Below are 17,078 nucleotides of genomic sequence, written 5' to 3'. Positions count from 1 at the left end.
ATTATACTTCAAGAAGACCCCTTCTGATAATTCCAATTCAATTTTCTTATGCAGTCATTTATGGATTGGAATTATAACTAGAAAAATGACTGTAAATATATAATACGAGGATGAGATGTAATGAAAACCTGTATTGCCTGTGGAATGCCTATGGAAGCTGTATCCGACTATGCGATGGGAGATACCGATAAGGACTATTGTGTGCACTGTGCGCGACCTGACGGCACGATGCAATCCTATGAAGAGAAGCTGGATTCCTTAACCGGGTTTATTGTGCGCACCCAAGGTTTGGATGAGCAGGCTGCCGCCACAGCAGCCAAAAGCATGATGGCCCAGCTTCCGGCCTGGAAAAACAGATAATGTGTACTAGCCAGGCTTGATCACTTGCAATACCTTGCGAAAAGCGGTAGGGATGGCTAAATTTTTTTGTTCCTCCTCCGGGATCCAGTGCAGGGTGGAGGCGAAAGCAGTGCCGGGCAGAAGCAAATAAGAAGAAATGTCCATTTGCCATACTTGATGGGTAAAGATATGGGTCACCCGGCCCAGGTTTTTACCCAGCTTTATTTTTAACCCATATTTTTCCCAAAACAAGGATTCCAGGGACCGGGCCGATCCTTCTTCCACAAGGGGGAATCCCCACATTTGGCCCAACAAAGTTTCCTTCCTCCGGTGTTCCAGGAGCAGGCAGTCCTGATCTTGAATCACAGCTACCCGGTAAAAGATGGTTTTGAGGGGTTTATCCCGCTTTTTTCGCACAGGAAGTTCATTTTGCCTCCCGGTGGCATAGGCGGTGCAGAGGGATTGGACGGGACATTGATCACACAAGGGCTCAAGGGGAAGACAAACAAGAGCGCCCAATTCCATCAGTCCCTGGGAGAAATCTCCGGAATGGGCAAGAGGAATCATGGGCCTTACCATCTGGCTCAACTCTTTTTTTGTTTCCGGACGGGTGATGTCTTTTTCCAGCCCTGTCAGCCGGGTGATGACCCGCAGGACGTTGCCGTCCACTGCCGCATAAGGCTGGTCAAAGGCAATACTCAGGATAGCGCCGGCCGTATAGTCGCCAATGCCGGGAAGGCTCCGTACCTCTTCATAGGTATGGGGAAATTGACCCCCATACCGGTCTGTGATCAGACGGGCCGCCCGGTGCAGATTCCTGGCCCTTGAATAATATCCCAAACCCTGCCAGAGGGAAAGAACCTCTTCCTCCTTGGCTTCCGCCAAGGCAGCAATGGAGGGAAAACGCTGCAAGAAGCGGTGATAATAGCCGATTACCGTGTCTACCCGGGTTTGTTGCAGCATGATTTCCGAAACCCAAATCCGGTAGGGATCTTTTGTTTGGCGCCAGGGGAGGTCTCTTTTGTTTTTCCCGTACCATTCCAGTATCTGATTTCCTGCTGTTCTTTCCCAATCTGTCATTTCCTTCTCCAGTCCGGGGGATTTCTCACATGACACAATTGAACGATATTTAATTTACTGCCGTCTAAAAGCTTTCAAGTACGTTACAGTTCTACTCTGCCTGCCATAAATTTAAGTTCCCGCTTGATTTCTTCCCGGATGGCGGAGAGATATTCCTCTCTTTGGGGGCTGTTCATGATATGGGCATAACGGCCCTGACCTCCGATGTATTCTTCAAGCGGAATGGGGGCCAGTTTTCCCTGGGCCAAAAGGGAGGTAGGGTTATTCAAGGTTACCTTCCCGTATGACCCTTCCCATAACAGCCAGGTTCCGGATTTCACAGCCAGCCGGCTCATTTTTACGGTATCACTGGCGGAAAATTTCCATCCCGGATAGCAGGGGGCGTGGATTTCGATATATTTGAACCCCTTGATGCCTTTTGCCTTTTGGACTTTGCGGTACAGGTCCATGGGGTAGGCCAGAGAGGCGGTAGCAACATAAGGAATCCGGTGCTCCAGCATTAAAAGGGGCAAATTCTTCCGGTGCACTTCTTTTCCCAGGGGAGTGGTTGTGGTCATGGCATGGATGGGGGTAGCTCCGCTTCTTTGCACACCGGTGTTGGAATAGGCCTCATTATTATAACAAAAGTGGATAAAGTCATCGTTCCTTTCTGCTGCCGCGGAAAGGCCCTGAAGACCGATGTCATAGGTGCCGCCGTCACCGGCCCAGTTAAACACAGTCGGTTTTTCCCCCTTGATCCGGCCCTTTTCCAGCAGGGCATCCAGAGCCAGGGTGAGACCGCCGGCAGAGGCTCCCGCAGAGGCAAAACAGATGTTCAAGACGGGCAGGGAGTAACAGGATTTAGGCAAAAGACCGATACTGGCCACGGCACAGGAAGGGGTCATGAGCATAATAGCGTTTTCTCCCAAAGCCTTGCCCACAATGCGCAGGGCCATGGTGGAAGGACATCCGGCACAGGCCGCGGACCCGGGAACCACATATTCCACATCGGAAAATTCTTTTATTGTCACGCTCATTTCAGCACCTCCATCATTTCACGGGCTTTCCCGGCGAGATATTGGGCAGGAAGGTCCTCGCCGCCCAGACCCATAACTTGGCCGGTGACCTTGATCTCATCTTTCCGGTCAAAAAGAGCGGCTTTGGCTTCGCCCAGCAACGCTCCCCCTCCGGTCCCAAAAGCACAGTTCCGGTCAAAAACCAGAAGCTTGGCTCCCGCCGGCAACAGACGGGATAATTCTTGGGCGGGGAAAGGCCTGAAGACGCGAAGTCTTAAACCTGCCGCAGGGATACCTTGTTTTCTCAGGATATCCACCGCCAATTCCATTTCTGCGCCCATGGAACCCATGGAAAGGAGGAAAAACTCGGCATCTGCCGGGCCATAGAGGTCAAAAAGACCGCCGTGCCAGTGGCCGGTGAGCTTTTGATACTCTTTCGCATAGTTTTCAATGATTTCTCCTGCTTTGACGATGTCTTCCGCCAGGCGGGTGCGGAAAGGCACATAGTTTTCCGAAGGAGTCACATTACCGAAAGTACCGCCCCAGTCTGGGTGCAGGCGCCACGCTGGCTCAAAGGGGGGAAGAAATTGATCGATGATGTCCTGATCTACAAGTTCAAAAGGCATCATGGAATGAGAGAGCAAAAAGCCGTCATAATTAACCATGACCGGGATATTGATTTCCTCAGCCACCTTGTAGGCTAGAAGAATGGTATCATATATTTCCTGGTTGGAGGCGGCATACAATTGAATCCAACCGGTATCCCTTTGGGAAACTGCATCCTGGTGATCCACATAGAGACACCAGGGAGCGCACACAGCCCGGTTCACGTTGGCCATAACGATGGGCAGGCGTCCTCCTGCCGCATAATGGAGAATTTCGTGCATATAAAGAAGACCTTGAGAGGAAGTGGCGGTAAAAACTCTGGCTCCTGCTGCGGCCGCTGCGGCCACTGCACTCATCACGCTGTGTTCCGATTCTACGGGCAGGTATTTGGCATCCAGCTCACCCTGGGCAATATAACCGGCCAGTTTTTCTGCCACGGAAGTTTGGGGAGTAATGGGATAGGCCGCAATCATGTCCACTTTGGCGGCCTTTACCGCCAAAGCGCAGGCAGCATTTCCCGTGTCAAGTATTTTTTTCATCTGCCCTCCTCCTTTACCATGGTGATTGCTTTCTTCGGGCATTCTGCCTCACAGATGCCGCATCCTTTACATAAATCGTAATCAATGCTGCGGTCTGTCTTGCTGATTACCCCTTCGGGGCAATAAAGCCAGCACAGAAGGCAGCCGTTGCATTTTTGGGGATCTAACTGGGGCCGGCTGGTGCGCCAGGTACCGGTAAGTCCGCCGGAACCTTTCAGCGGACGGGCCAGGGGATAAACGGACGGGTCATGCATGGGACCCACCTCCTTCGATTTGCCGCACCGCTTCATAAGCTTCTTTGGCGGCAGCGATGTTGGGAACTGCTTTGGGGCCGCTCCATTGTTCCTGGATCGTTTCCTCCACCAGGGAGAAAGGAAGATCGAGAATCCGCGAGAGAGCTCCCAGCATGGGAACATTAATAAAGGGTTCACCGCCGTAAACCAGGTCATTACGGACAGCAATACCGACGGCATCTACCAGCCAGTGCTTTTGGGACACGGGGAGGGGATTTTCCCCGTTGGCCACGATGAAGGCATCAGGGGCATAGCCGTCATCAAGCCCGATGGAGAGGAGATTTTCGTGCATCAGCACCAGAATATCAGGCTGGTAAGAGAGGGAGCGAACTTTGATGGGGCGGGAGTCAAAGCGAACCGCAGCTTTGACGGCGGCACCTCTCCGTTCCACTCCGAAAAAAGGCAGGGTTTGCGCTTCCTGCCCTGCCTTCAGGGCAGTTTTGGCCAAAAGTTCAGCCAGGGTGACCACACCTTGTCCACCCCGGCCGTGAATGCGCATTTCTAACATCATTGGAACCTCCTTATCAGGGGAGCAGATTTTTTACATTTATCATAGCCCTTTTCACGGCAGGTGACAAGGTTCCCGGAAGGGAACCGGCCCTCCTTAAGCCATGGCCCGGGCTGCGGCTTGCGGTATTTTTGTAATCATTTTTTGGTGCTATAAAAGGCTGGGTGCAAAATCTCATTCTAAATATTGTATCGGAAAATAAACATTTTCGTCAATGAAAATATTTTCAGAAGGATGCTTTCCCCTTTTCTTCGACCGGTGCAAAAATACAGTTATAAAAATGAAATTCCAAATTGAGGCAGCAGTCCAGACCGGTGGAAAAAGACCGGTTGCCGATGGCTTGCAAAACATCCTGAATATTGCCCTGCCCGGATAAGAAGAGCAAGAGGGCTTCACACATTCCTTTAGCTTCCTGGACGGCCAGGTCAAACAGTTCCGGAAAGGATAAGCGGCTTTCTACAGAACGGTCCCAGGGAAGAGACCAGGGGGAATGGCGCATATTCAAATAATCAAGCCCGTCCGCAATCACGGCGGGATAAATCATGCTGGACATCAGGGGGTATTTTCCGAGAATTCTTTCCAGAGAGGAGAGCAGCCTCTTTTTAAGACCCCATCGATCAGCAAGTACCGCCTGCACGCAAATCATGTCTTGGATCGCTTGAACTACCTGTGCGGTAGTAACGGAGATACCCATCATCTCCAGGTTGGATTGGTACATTTTGCCCAATAGGCCGGCTTCTTCTTTCTCCACCTGGATCAGTTGGGAAATCCTGAGGTCAGTGGGCCTTTTCTTAAGCATCCGGTCCAACATCAATAAGTCAAGAGCGGTTTCAAATATGCGGTGATAACAGGTATATTTGGCAGTGCTCAGTTCTCCGGGACGGATAAAACCTGATTTAAAAAAAATATAAGGATGGGTGTACAGGTCCAGGGCATAATGGCAGAGATAACCGCAGAGATATGCCGTAAGCCGGTTCCTTTCCCCGTCCCTCTGGTTTATAATATAGTTAATTGCCTGTGAGAAGAAATCACCAACCTGGTATTCATGCATTCGGTGCCCTATTTTCTCTACTCCCTGGCTTTTTGTCCAGGGCCAGACCCGGTGATAAAAAAAGATGTCAGGGCCTTGGGTACCCAAGTTAAATAATGCTCTATGCTCTTTGATCACTGTTTCCCCAGGCGTATTTTCCAGCAGTTGAGCGGCTTTTTCCCCGCACAGGTAGTGAGTAATCAGACTGGGCATATGGGTTATCCTTTCCTAATAATATTAAGGAGGAGATGGGATGCTGAGAGATTTCAGTCTCCAGGAAAAAAGCTGGATTTTGTATGATTGGGCCAATTCTGCTTATTCGGTCATTGTGACTGCGGCTGTCCTGCCCATCTTTTTCAAAACTTTGACCAAAGAGGCCGGTATCAGCCCCAATATGGCAGATGCTTATTGGGGATACAGCACGTCACTGGCTACCCTGATCATTGCCCTTATGGCACCCATCTTAGGTGCCATGGGGGATTACCGGGGTATGAAAATGCGCATGTTCCGGGTCTTTCTGCTCATCGGCGTCTTGTCAACGGCAGCCCTTGCCTTTACCGGCCAATGGTTTCCCATCCTTGTTCTTTACATCATTACCGTCATTGGTTTTTCAGGAGCCAACCTGTTTTACGATGCTTTTTTAGTGGATGTAACCACTGAAGACAGGATGGACCGGGTGTCCACCTACGGTTTTGCTCTGGGCTATATTGGGGGCAGCACCATCCCCTTTGTATTTTCTATCGCTCTGATTATGTTCGGCAAAGAAATTGGAATACCTGCCCTTTTGGCTACGAAGATTTCCTTTCTGATTACGGCCGTGTGGTGGGCGGTTTTTGCCCTTCCCATTTTAAAAAATGTCCGGCAGGTATATTTCCTGGAGCCAAGTCCCGGTTTGGTGCGAAGCAGTTTTCAAAGATTATACGGCACTTTTCGTAATATTAAAAATTACGGTGCCATCTTTCTCTTCCTTTTAGCCTACTTCTTCTATATTGACGGGGTCAATACCATCATTCATATGGCTACCGTTTACGGCGACAGTGTTGGGTTGGGGAGCAGCACCCTGCTCCTGGCTTTATTGGTAACGCAAATTGTCGCCTTTCCCTGCGCGATTCTTTACGGCATCTTGGCCAAGAAATTTGGCAGCAGTAAGATGATTCTTTTCGGCATTATCATTTATCTCATCATCTGTTACCTGGGTTATAGAATGGAGACGGCCCTCGATTTTTGGATCCTGGCCTTGCTGGTGGCCAGTTCTCAGGGGGGCCTTCAGGCTTTGTCCCGCTCCTATTTTGGGAAAATGGTTCCCAAGGAAAATGCCAACGAATTTTTCGGCTTTTACGATATTTTTGGCAAATTTGCCGCCATTATGGGGCCCAGTCTATATGGTTTTTTCAGCCAGGTTACGGGGGAGTCCCGGTATGGTGTTTTAAGCGTGATGATTTTATTTCTCATCGGCGGGGGGATATTCCTTGTGACCATATCAAGAAAAACTCTTCCTACCAGATAACCCGGCTTTTCTCCGGCACATATTGCGCATAAATCTGGATAAGATATCGTTAGCATTGGGAAAAGTTTCTCTATTTCTAGGAGGGATGATATGAAATCCAGGTTTAAAGTTGCTACCGTGATTTTGGCAGGGTTAGCAGTAGCCGGGTTGATTCTGTGGAATCCGGGAGAAAAATCCCGTCTTGCTTTATCGCCCTGGACAGAATGGTTCACCTTTACTTCTTCCCAAGGGACCGGTTTGGCGCCGGAACTTGAGAAGAGTACCCTCGCAAGGGTGAAGGAAGGACAGCGTATCTTTCGCTACGATACTTTTGGGGACGAAGATTTTTGGGGAAATACCTTAAAACTCCATCAGGCCATTGCCGGAGAAAAGCTGGGTGGTGTAGGTCCTGGAGTCAGCCCTAAGACCGCCCTGTCGGTTGGGCTAAAGGTAGATGCCCAAGCCCTTCCCCGGGATTTGGCCACCGGTCTGAAGGAAGGCAAAATCAATCTGGACGATCCTGCGGCGACCCTGGCCCTTTTGAAAAATAACGCCGTGGTGGGGCTTACAGGGTTCTTTGATGAACAAGGACAACTGACTTCTATGGGAATTCAATGTTCTTTATGCCATTCCACGGTAGACGACTCTATAGCGCCCGGAATCGGGCGCCGGTTGGACGGCTGGGCTAACCGGGACTTGAATGTGGGGGCGATTATTGGCCTGTCACCCAACCTGAAAGCGATCGCCGACCGGTTAGGGATTGATGTGGCCACGGTAAAAAAGGTCCTGGCCAGCTGGGGACCGGGGAAATTTGACGCAGAGTTGTTGCAGGACGGCAAGGGGTTCCGCCCGGACGGGAAGGCTGCCGCGACGCTGCTTCCTCCAGCCTTCGGCCTCGCTGGGATCAACCTGCATACTTGGACAGGCTGGGGTTCCGTCCCTTATTGGAATGCCTATGTGGCGAACACCCAGATGAGAGGGAAGGGAACCTTTTATGACCCCAGGCTGAATAACCCGGAAAAATATCCTATCGCGGTGAAAACCAAAGACTGGAATATCAGGAACAATCCTGATTTAATTACTTCGAAGCTGCCGGACCTGCATCTTTACCAGCTGGTCCTCACTGCGCCTAAGCCTCCGACAGGCAGCTATGACCGGGAAGCAGCCCGCCGGGGTGAGGCTTTGTTTAATGGGAAGGCCACATGTGCCAGCTGTCATGTACCGCCCCTTTACAATGAACCGGGCTGGGCCATGCATACCCCCGGGGAAATGGGCATTGACGGGTTTCAGGCTTATCGTTCGCCGACAAACAGGTACCGGACGGCGCCTTTGGCGGGACTATGGACCCACCAAAAAGGAGGATTCTACCATGATGGGCGTTTTGCCACCCTCCTGGACGTCGTGAATCATTATAATGCTTTATTTAGGCTCAAACTAACAGATCAAGAGAAAAATGACCTGGTGGAATTTTTAAAATCTATCTGATCAGAATGGAGAAAGGGCTGCACCAAAGCCTATGGTTTTGGTGCGGCCCTCCTTCACGGAATATCAGGATTACAGCCCTTGCGAACATCTGGGGCAGATCCCTTTAAAATAAATGTTTTTGTCCGTGATTTGGAAACCGTTTAATTCGCCGGTGGCAAAATCATCAATGTTAATCGTGAAATCGTAAATGGAACCGCAAGAGTCACACTTAAAATGCCCGTGGTTTTTCATGGCGATATCGTATCTGGTTTCATGATCTTCGATCGTGATCACCCGTATTAACTGAGCTTCTAGAAAAGCATTTAAGGTATTGTAAACCGTTGACTTTGACAGGGTGGGAATTTCCTGGTGCAAGTCATGGAAGATCTGATCCACTGTAGGATGACAGCGCTGATTCATTAGATAGTCCAGTATCTTAATCCTTTGGTGGGAAGGCCGTATCTTTCTCCTGATCAACTCATGGGACAGATCATCAAACGATGGTTTCACATCTAACCCTTCTCCCTTTTTTGATGGGAAAACGTTTTATTGGACTAAATATAATTATGATTATTACTTTGTAATGGTTACAATTTAATTCTACTTTTAAAGAGCCCGTTTGTCAATCTTAACCCGGGCCAAAAAGAGACCCAAGTGGTGGGGTCACAGACACGGGCCTTTGACAGTTGAATAAAGAAAGAATCCCTGAAAGCCTTGAGATAGGCTTATTTTTTTGTCAAATTTTCGCACTTCCAATTGCGTGATAACGCGTGATATGTTATAATATAAGTAGTTTGGAGGATTGCTTATGAGATTAAAGGTATCACGTTCAAAAAATTCAGCTTCACTTTATGTTACAAAAACTGTTTATATGAATAAGAAAGAACGCACAATTACTGTTGAGAAACTTGGAACCGAAACTGAACTCAGGGAAAAACTTAATGGTGCAGATCCATATGAGTGGGCTAAAGAATATATAAGAAAATTGAATGAAAAAGAAAAGGAACAAATACGGAAAATACTTGTTCCTTTCGAGCAATCTAAAATTATTTCGAAAGACGAACAGCGTTCCTTCAACGGCGGATATCTATTTCTGCAAAAGATTTATCACGAACTCGGAATTCATAAGATCTGTAAAGATATTTCCCAAAGGTACAAATTTGATTTTGACCTGGATTCAATTCTCTCAAGGTTAATTTACGGCAGAGTTATCTTCCCTTCCTCAAAACTTGCAACATACGAGCTTTCTAAAAGGTTTATTGAGCAGCCTAATTTTGATTTACATCAAATATACAGAGCTCTTGAAGTGCTTTCCAAGGAAACAGGTTTTATTCAGTCCTCTTTGTATGAAAACAGCCTTAAGGTTTCCAAAAGAAACACCAGTGTACTTTACTATGATTGCACCAATTACTTTTTTGAAATAGAACAGGAAGACGGCAGTAAACAATACGGTCCGTCAAAAGAACACAGACCAAACCCAATAGTCCAAATGGGACTATTCATGGACGGGGATGGCATTCCTCTGGCTTTTAGCATTAACAGGGGTAATATGAACGAGCAGCTGACTTTAAAGCCATTGGAAAAAAAGATTTTATCCGATTTTGAACTTTCCAAATTCATCGTCTGTACTGATGCAGGCCTTGCTTCCGAAGATAATCGAAAGTTTAACGACAAAGATGGACGGGCGTTTATTACAACTCAGTCTATTAAAAAATTAAAAGAGCACCTAAAAAAATGGGCTCTTGCTCCAGATGGCTGGAAACTTCCAGATAGCGAAAAAACCTATGACATTTCCAAGCTTGATGAAATGATAGATAAAGCCACTACTGAAGATAAAGCCAAAATACGAGCTAAAGTTTTTTACAAGGAACGTTGGATCAAAGAAAACGGTTTTGAACAAAGGCTTATTGTAACCTACTCTATCAAATACAGGGATTATCAGCGTAAAATCCGTAACTCTCAAATAGAACGTGCCCAAAAGGTTATAGATGCAAACCCAATAAAAATTAAGAAATGCAATCCTAACGATTACAAAAGGTTTATTCATAAAACAAGCTGTACTCCTGATGGAGAAGTCGCAGAAAAAGAGATCTACAGCATTGATTCTACTCTCATCCAGAAAGAAGAAGCCTTTGATGGTTTTTATGGAATTTGCACAAACCTTGAGGATGATGTATCTGAAATCATCAAGGTAAATCACAGGAGATGGGAGATCGAAGAATGCTTTAGGATTATGAAAAGCGAATTCAAAGCAAGACCTGTGTACTTAAGCAATGATGACAGGATTGAAGCGCATTTTACCACTTGCTTTATATCGCTAATTATTTTTAGGCTACTTGAAAAGAGGCTCAACGAAAATTTCACATGCCACGAGATTATTGGCGGGCTGAGAGATATGGATTTTCTAGAAGTTAAAAACGAAGGGTATGTTCCAACCTACACAAGAACAGATTTTACCGATGCGCTTCATGATGCTTTTGGCTTTCGCACGGACTATCAGATTGTTGCAACAAGCATCATGAAAAAAATTTTTAAAGAAACGAAAAAGTAAAAAAAGTACGCACTTTTTACACATACATTAAATCCTGCAAAACCTTTCAAATCAAGGGCACTGAAAAAGTCCATTCGCATAAGCGGGATGGATTTTTTCATATATTTTTGGTATAATTATGCATAGAAAGAAAGGATGGATGGGAGCGGGAGAGAATGCTGAGGGACAACAGTCAAATGCAATTGTCCTTGTCACCATATCAAGGGCTTTATGATATCGTGGTTCCCCAAGAACACCTGTTGCGAAAAATCAAAGAGCATATAGATTTCAGCTTTGTGAATCCCATGTTGCGGAAACAGTATTGTGAAAACTTCGGGCGCCCGGCTAAGGAGCCGGAGATGATGTTCAAGCTGATGTTTTTGAAAAAAATGTACGATTTGTCTGACGAAAAGCTAATAAGTGGCGCGCAGACCGACATGGCATACAAATACTTTCTGGATTTAGACCCAGAAGCTGAAATGATAGATCCAAGTTTGCTCACAAAATTTCGCAAGACCCGCATTACAGAAGATATTTTGGAAGATATGCTAAGAGAAACCATACGGCAAGGGATAGAAAAAGGAATCATCAAATCCACAGCGATCATAGTGGATTCTACCCATACAAACTCGGCGGCACGGCCCAAAACGGTCACACAGGTACTGAGAGAACTTAGCAAACAATTCCGCAGAAAGATTTACCGTGAGATGATAGAGCTTTCCGAAAAGTTTCCGGAAAAGCCAAGCGAAACCGCAGAATTGGCGGAGGAAATCGAATATACATACCACTTGCTTGAAAATGTCAAAGAGGACATACTGCAAAGCGAGAAAATTTCGCTGATTGAACTGTATGAGCGCATTAAGGAATTGCTGGACACACAGCGTATTCGTGAAATACGTTCCAAAAACGATGAGGATGCCCGCTTTGGGCACAAAACGGCAACCAGTACATTTTTCGGTTATAAAAGCCATCTGGCTATGAGCGAAGAGCGGATCATAACAGGCATTGAAGTCACACACGGTGGAGAAGCGGATTGCAAGCAACTTCCGGCACTACTTGAAAAATCCCAAAACAATGGTGTTGAGGTTAAGGAAATTATTGGCGACATGGCGTATGTCAGCGAAGATAACCTTGATACTTGCGAAGAAGACGGCGTGATGCTTTTCGCTAAAACGAATTCCGCTGTGGCGGCTGCTGCCGCCTCGTCGCTGGATGAAGGTTTTTCTTTCAACAAAGATGCCGGATTGTTACAATGTCCGGCAGGGGAATTGGCTATGCGTGTTGAAAAAAGGGCCGCAGAGAATGGGAATACCTATTTGAGATATGTGTTTAGCAAAGTCAAGTGCCGAAAATGCCCGCTATGGGAGCAGTGCCGTGTTGGGAAATCAAAAGCGAAAGAACGGAGTTACAGCATCACGCAGCCGAACGAGAAAAACCGCCTAAGACTTGAATTTGAAGCCGGTGAATACTTCCGTGAACGGCTGAAAATCCGGCACCGTATTGAAGAAAAAAACGGTGAAATGAAAGTGGCGCACGGTCTTGGCAAAGCCGATTCCGTGGGGCTTGACGCCATGCGATTACAAACGTATTTTACAGCGTTTGTGGTAAATGTGAAGCGGATAGTTAAGCTTTCCGCACTAAATCCGGCCTGATTGGGGCTGCTTTTTTATTTCAAGCGAAACCCAACAAATTTTCCGCTTATTCCTACGAAAATTACAACGCATATTTATGCACTGAGAAATCCCCGTCTCTAAAAACGGGGATTTTTCAGTGCCCTTTCAAATCAAGGCTTTGCAGGATTTTTATTTTGATCAAGTGTCAAATACGGGAATTTAATTCTACTTTTAAAGAGCCCGTTTGTCAATCTTAACCCGGGCCAAAAAGAGACCCAAGTGGTGGGGTCACAGACACTTGGGTCTCTTTTTGGCTATTTATCTTTTTTGGCCAGAGCCTCTTTCCAGGCGTCTCCCAGGCTGTTTCCCAGGGAACCCTGGTCACTGAACCGGGCAATTAATTTCTGGTTGACGGCACTGGCTTTTCGGGAACTTCGGAAGTTTCCGAAGGCTTCTTCCTTTTCCGGCTGCCGGTGCCCACATTTGCGGTCCGGGCAGGAGAGCATTCTGCCCTTTTTGCCGTTCACCACCAGCATCAATTTGCCACACAGGGGACACTTGGTTTTCGAGATATTGTCTGCCTTGTACACGCTGTCCGTATCGGCAACAATGCTCTTAACCAATTCCACCGTGTTCTCTCTGATGCCGGAGATGAATTGATCCTTTTTCCCTTTGCCCCGGGCAATATCGGCCAGGTACTGTTCCCATTTGGCGGTGAGCTCGGGGGATCTTAAATCCGGGACGACCAGTTTGATTAGCTGCATGCCCTTAGAGGTGGGGACCAATTCCTTGCCATGCCGTTCGATGTAACTGGTGTGAAGCAATTTTTCTATGATTTCCGCCCGGGTGGCCGGGGTGCCCAAGCCGCTTCCTTTTACTGCTTCGCGCAGTTCTTCATCTTCGATGAATTTACCCGGGCTTTCCATGGCGGTAAGCAGGGTGGCCTCGGTATACCGGGCAGGCGGTTTGGTCTGGGATTTTTTAATGAGACACTTTTTTACCGGTTTGTGCTCTCCTTTTTTGGGTTGGGTGAGGGTTTGTTCCGGGATCATATCCTCATCCGGTTCGTCCTTTTCCCCGCTGCCGGTACCTACTGCCCTCCAGCCCTGGTCTGTGACTACTCTTCCCCGGGAAAAAAAGGTCTCCCCGTTTACTTCCGTAATCAGGGTAATCTGTTCATAACGGTAAGGAGGATAAAGCACGGAAAGAAACCTTTTGACGATCAGGTCGTAAAGACTTTTTTCCTCACCGCTCAGGGCGGATAAATTTAAAGGCTGTTCCGTAGGAATAATGGCATGGTGGTCGGATACTCTACTGTCGTCTACAAAACGCTTGGTGGTCAGCAGTTCCTTTTCCAGCAAGGGTTTAACTAATTTGGCGTACGGGCCCACGGCAATGCTTTTCAGCCGGATGGGCAGTGTAGGGATCATATCCCGGGTAATATACCGGGAATCCGTCCGGGGATAGGTGACCAGCTTATGCTGCTCGTACAGGTTTTGCAGAACCGAAAGGGTTTTTTGGGCGGAGAATCCATAGCGCCGGTTGGCATCCCTTTGCAATTCAGTCAAATCGTAGGCCAGGGGGGAGGGCTCCGTTTTGTTTTCCTTCTTGATTTCCTGGATCACGCCGGACTTTCCCTCTACCCGGCGGGCAATTTCTTCTGCTTCAGGGAGATGGAAGAGGCGGTTTTTCCCCGACTTGTCCCGCCAATCCCCGAAGTAGTCGCCGAAATCAGCCCGGATCGTCCAGTAGTTTACCGGAACGAAGTGCCTAATCTCATCTTCCCGCTGCACCATCATGGCCAGGGTAGGGGTCTGCACCCGGCCGGCATTGAGCTGGGCATTAAATTTACAGGTTAAAGCCCGGGTCACATTCAGACCGATCAGCCAGTCCGCTTCCGCCCGGCAAACGGCCGCGTCGTACAGGTTGTTGTACTCGGCACCGGGTTTTAAGCTGGCGAAGCCTTCCCGGATGGCCTGATCCGTTTGGGAGGAAATCCAAAGCCGCTTAAAAGGTTTTTTCCAGTTGGCCAATTCCATAATCCACCGGGCCACCAGTTCCCCTTCCCGGCCGGCGTCTGTGGCGATAATCAATTCAGGAACATCGCTGCGTTTCATTAAGTTCCGGACAACCTGAAATTGATGGGCGGTCTGCCGGATTACTTTTAGTTTCATTTTTTCCGGGATCATGGGCAAGTCCTCCAGCCGCCACTCTTTGTATTTATCCTGATAATCATCTGGTTCCGCCAGGGTGACCAGATGGCCGAGGGCCCAGGTGACCACATAGTCCGGACCTTCCATGAACCCTTTATTTTTGCCGGTGCACTTTAACACCCGGGCGATTTCCCGGGCGACACTGGGCTTTTCCGCGAGAACAAGCTTTTTCATGGACACGATTATTCCTTTCCCAGGTGAATTGGCAATTGACCATTGTCAATTTGCGAAGTTGTTAAGGGTGCCTTACCTGCACTATTTGTCAAACATGCCGCCTTTTTTGGGTTTCTTCTTTTTGATTCCAGGCTGTGCGTTGCCGAGAGTATCCGGACTACGCTTCATGCTTCCCTGGGAAGCACTCTTTTTCTTTTTATCCTCAATGATTTTTTGCATAATTTCCAGGGTCTTACTGGTCATACTATTACCTCCTCAACGTATCTTCCCCCTATTATATCACAGATATAAGGATTAGGGGACAGGACAACAACGGACCGGGAATAGAGCGCTTTTTAACAGATTTTACTGAAAAATTTTTCAGGATAGCAGAAGGTTTTTGGGCCATGATGACGAATAATTCTCTATTACGCCCAAAAAGGAGTAAAATAAAAACAACTAAATTATGTGTAGGATGGGAGGATGGTAGTAGTGGCGCTATCAATTATTTTAACGCTGCTTCCAATCGTTGTGATCTTATTGCTTATGACATGGAAGCAGTTGGCGGCAGATTTAAGTGGTACGATAGGATGGTTGTGCACCCTTCTAATCGCAATTCTGTTTTTTCATACCTCTGTGGAAGTGGGCCTGCGGGCCAGCTTAGCCGGTCTCATCTCTTCTTTTCCGGTTTCTTTGATGGTTTTAGCCTCTATTTTACAAATTACTTTTATGGAAGCTACCGGTGCCATAAAAAGGATCGTGGTTTTTGTCAAAACCCTGTCTTCTGCCGATAAGGCGGTGCAAATTATGCTGATCAACGTGGGGGCAGGCACCCTCCTTGTTTCCGTGGGAGCAACGCCGGTATCGGTTTTACCGCCCGTTTTGATCGCCCTGGGTTATTCTACTTTTGTAGCGATTGCCCTGCCCGCCCTGGGTTTTGATGCGTTATGCACCTTTTCTTTGTTGGGTGCTCCTTTGGTGGTATACTCGGATATGACCGGGGTACCCTTAACTCAGGCGGCTCAAGTTTTTGCCGCCTACCTGCCGGTTATTTCTACCCTGATTGGTTTTGGGATGCTTTGGATCGTGGGGGGAAGCAAATTAATGAAAGAGGGATTCATCCCTTGTCTCATTGCCGGTTTGACGAACGGCGGAGCGGCGGTGGCCATGGGGTATATTCCTTTTTTAAGCTCCGGGGTGGTGCTTACGGGAGTGGTTGCCGGAGCCTGCACCATTCTTGTGATGCTGCTTTACCTGAAGATATTGGGCAAACCAATTATCGATAAAAGCCAGTTAACGGCAGATGATTTAAAGGTGGAAAAAGAAATGTCTTTGTTTACTGCCCTTTCCCCCTGGATTATTTTAGTCGTAACCTTGTTTATTATCAATTTCTACCCGCCTTTAAAGGACTTTTTCTTTACCAAAATGGAAATGGCTGTTTCCGTGATTCCCGGTCAGGTGATTAAGACCAGAATGCTTTGGAACGCCTACACCTGGGTTTTGATCACGACCATTGCGGCAGCGGTCTTTCTCAGACCCAGCGGCAAGCAGGTAAAATATACGGTGACGAAATGGTGGAAACGAGCCCTGCGCCCCGGTTTTGCGGCAGCAATATTTTTTGCCATCGGTTTTGTGATGAACAACACCGGTCTGGAGAATGTGGCCGGAAAATGGCAGGTGGTAGAATCCAGCCACAATATGATTTGGATTCTGGCCCAAGGATCGGCGGCGGCCATCGGCAGCCTGTATCCCTTGATTGCGGCGCCTTTAGGGCTGTTTGGCGGCTTTATCAGCGGCAGTGAAGCTTCCACCGTGGCTATGTTCGCCAAATACAATTTGATGACTTCAGATTTACTGGGCGTAAATTCTCTTACCGTGGCGGCAGCTACAGCTATTGGAGGCGGGCTGGCCAGTGTTATTTCCCCCGCCAAGCTTCAGAATGCCGCAGCGACCATTGATGCGCTGGGCCAGGAGACAACAGTGATTAAGACGGCCTTTGTCGTTTCTCTCGTCATTACTGCCGTTACCGCCGTGATCTGTTTCATACTGGCATAAACTGGTCCAGGGCAAAGTAAAATTCATCATAAAGTTAAAACAGACTCGGTGATCGGGTCTGTTTTATTTTTCCTCAGGCCCCAAGGGCGTAACCTGCAAATGGGGCCCTTTGGCCCACAATTGGATGGTTATAGAATATGCCAATTGGCTGTTTTATTTCCTAAATGGGGCTGA

At 47.7% G+C, this 17,078-nt stretch carries 15 protein-coding genes; 6 read left to right on the top strand and 9 right to left on the bottom strand.

Features of this window, described 5'->3' with window-relative positions; all coding sequences use genetic code 11:
• The first annotated feature begins 120 nt into the window (after positions 1 to 120).
• Positions 121 to 360, top strand: coding sequence for a zinc ribbon domain-containing protein (locus tag DCMF_RS14010; RefSeq protein WP_148134992.1), 240 nt, complete (start codon positions 121 to 123; stop codon positions 358 to 360).
• A 6-nt stretch (positions 361 to 366) separates the two neighbouring features.
• On the opposite strand, the gene mutY is transcribed toward DCMF_RS14010, so the two are convergent.
• From mutY to DCMF_RS13980, 6 genes are all read right to left on the bottom strand, one after another.
• Positions 367 to 1,419: an A/G-specific adenine glycosylase gene (gene mutY / locus DCMF_RS14005; protein ID WP_148134991.1), complete on the bottom strand. Its 1,053-nt coding sequence runs from the start codon at positions 1,417 to 1,419 to the stop codon at positions 367 to 369.
• 83 nt (positions 1,420 to 1,502) lie between these two features.
• Positions 1,503 to 2,435, bottom strand: coding sequence for a thiamine pyrophosphate-dependent enzyme (locus DCMF_RS14000; protein ID WP_148134990.1), 933 nt, complete (start codon positions 2,433 to 2,435; stop codon positions 1,503 to 1,505).
• Positions 2,432 to 3,559: a pyruvate ferredoxin oxidoreductase gene (gene porA / locus DCMF_RS13995; protein ID WP_214659342.1), complete on the bottom strand. Its 1,128-nt coding sequence runs from the start codon at positions 3,557 to 3,559 to the stop codon at positions 2,432 to 2,434. The genes DCMF_RS14000 and porA overlap by 4 nt, the downstream gene beginning before the upstream one ends.
• Positions 3,556 to 3,813, bottom strand: a complete 258-nt coding sequence (locus DCMF_RS13990) for a 4Fe-4S binding protein (protein ID WP_148134988.1) — start codon at positions 3,811 to 3,813, stop codon at positions 3,556 to 3,558. The genes porA and DCMF_RS13990 overlap by 4 nt, the downstream gene beginning before the upstream one ends.
• Positions 3,806 to 4,363 (bottom strand): 2-oxoacid:acceptor oxidoreductase family protein, encoded by a 558-nt coding sequence (locus DCMF_RS13985; protein WP_148134987.1) that lies wholly within the window; start codon positions 4,361 to 4,363, stop codon positions 3,806 to 3,808. The genes DCMF_RS13990 and DCMF_RS13985 overlap by 8 nt, the downstream gene beginning before the upstream one ends.
• A 223-nt stretch (positions 4,364 to 4,586) precedes the next feature.
• Positions 4,587 to 5,603, bottom strand: coding sequence for a zinc dependent phospholipase C family protein (locus DCMF_RS13980; RefSeq protein WP_148134986.1), 1,017 nt, complete (start codon positions 5,601 to 5,603; stop codon positions 4,587 to 4,589).
• Positions 5,604 to 5,643: 40 nt separating this feature from the next.
• Here DCMF_RS13980 and DCMF_RS13975 point away from each other — a divergent pair, with 40 nt between their 5' ends.
• Together DCMF_RS13975 and DCMF_RS13970 are read left to right on the top strand one after the other, a co-directional pair.
• Entirely contained in the window at positions 5,644 to 6,897 is a 1,254-nt protein-coding gene (locus tag DCMF_RS13975; RefSeq protein WP_335582414.1) for an MFS transporter, read from the top strand.
• A 90-nt stretch (positions 6,898 to 6,987) separates the two neighbouring features.
• Positions 6,988 to 8,361, top strand: coding sequence for a hypothetical protein (locus DCMF_RS13970; RefSeq protein ID WP_148134985.1), 1,374 nt, complete (start codon positions 6,988 to 6,990; stop codon positions 8,359 to 8,361).
• A 69-nt stretch (positions 8,362 to 8,430) separates the two neighbouring features.
• Here the strand turns inward: DCMF_RS13970 and DCMF_RS13965 are convergent, their stop codons facing one another.
• A complete protein-coding gene (locus DCMF_RS13965; RefSeq protein WP_148134984.1) occupies positions 8,431 to 8,850 on the bottom strand; it encodes a Fur family transcriptional regulator in 420 nt (139 codons plus the stop codon).
• A gap of 298 nt (positions 8,851 to 9,148) precedes the next feature.
• Here DCMF_RS13965 and DCMF_RS13960 point away from each other — a divergent pair, with 298 nt between their 5' ends.
• Both DCMF_RS13960 and DCMF_RS13955 read left to right on the top strand, forming a co-directional pair.
• A complete protein-coding gene (locus DCMF_RS13960; RefSeq protein WP_148132591.1) occupies positions 9,149 to 10,891 on the top strand; it encodes an IS1634 family transposase in 1,743 nt (580 codons plus the stop codon).
• 176 nt (positions 10,892 to 11,067) lie between these two features.
• A complete protein-coding gene (locus DCMF_RS13955; RefSeq protein WP_236860051.1) occupies positions 11,068 to 12,522 on the top strand; it encodes an IS1182 family transposase in 1,455 nt (484 codons plus the stop codon).
• Positions 12,523 to 12,797: 275 nt separating this feature from the next.
• Here the strand turns inward: DCMF_RS13955 and DCMF_RS13950 are convergent, their stop codons facing one another.
• Both DCMF_RS13950 and DCMF_RS29255 read right to left on the bottom strand, forming a co-directional pair.
• Positions 12,798 to 14,870: a DNA topoisomerase III gene (locus tag DCMF_RS13950; RefSeq protein WP_148134983.1), complete on the bottom strand. Its 2,073-nt coding sequence runs from the start codon at positions 14,868 to 14,870 to the stop codon at positions 12,798 to 12,800.
• Positions 14,871 to 14,951: 81 nt separating this feature from the next.
• Positions 14,952 to 15,113 carry a hypothetical protein gene (locus DCMF_RS29255; protein WP_214659341.1) on the bottom strand — a complete coding sequence of 54 codons (162 nt, stop codon included), beginning with the start codon at positions 15,111 to 15,113 and terminating at the stop codon, positions 14,952 to 14,954.
• A 219-nt stretch (positions 15,114 to 15,332) separates the two neighbouring features.
• Here DCMF_RS29255 and DCMF_RS13945 point away from each other — a divergent pair, with 219 nt between their 5' ends.
• A complete protein-coding gene (locus tag DCMF_RS13945; RefSeq protein WP_148134982.1) occupies positions 15,333 to 16,904 on the top strand; it encodes an L-lactate permease in 1,572 nt (523 codons plus the stop codon).
• Positions 16,905 to 17,078: the final 174 nt, after the last annotated feature.

It is taken from the genome of Candidatus Formimonas warabiya (assembly GCF_002777255.1).
Lineage (GTDB): Bacteria > Bacillota > Dehalobacteriia > Dehalobacteriales > Dehalobacteriaceae > Formimonas > Formimonas warabiya.
This window is presented reverse-complemented; position numbering and strand designations above follow the sequence as displayed.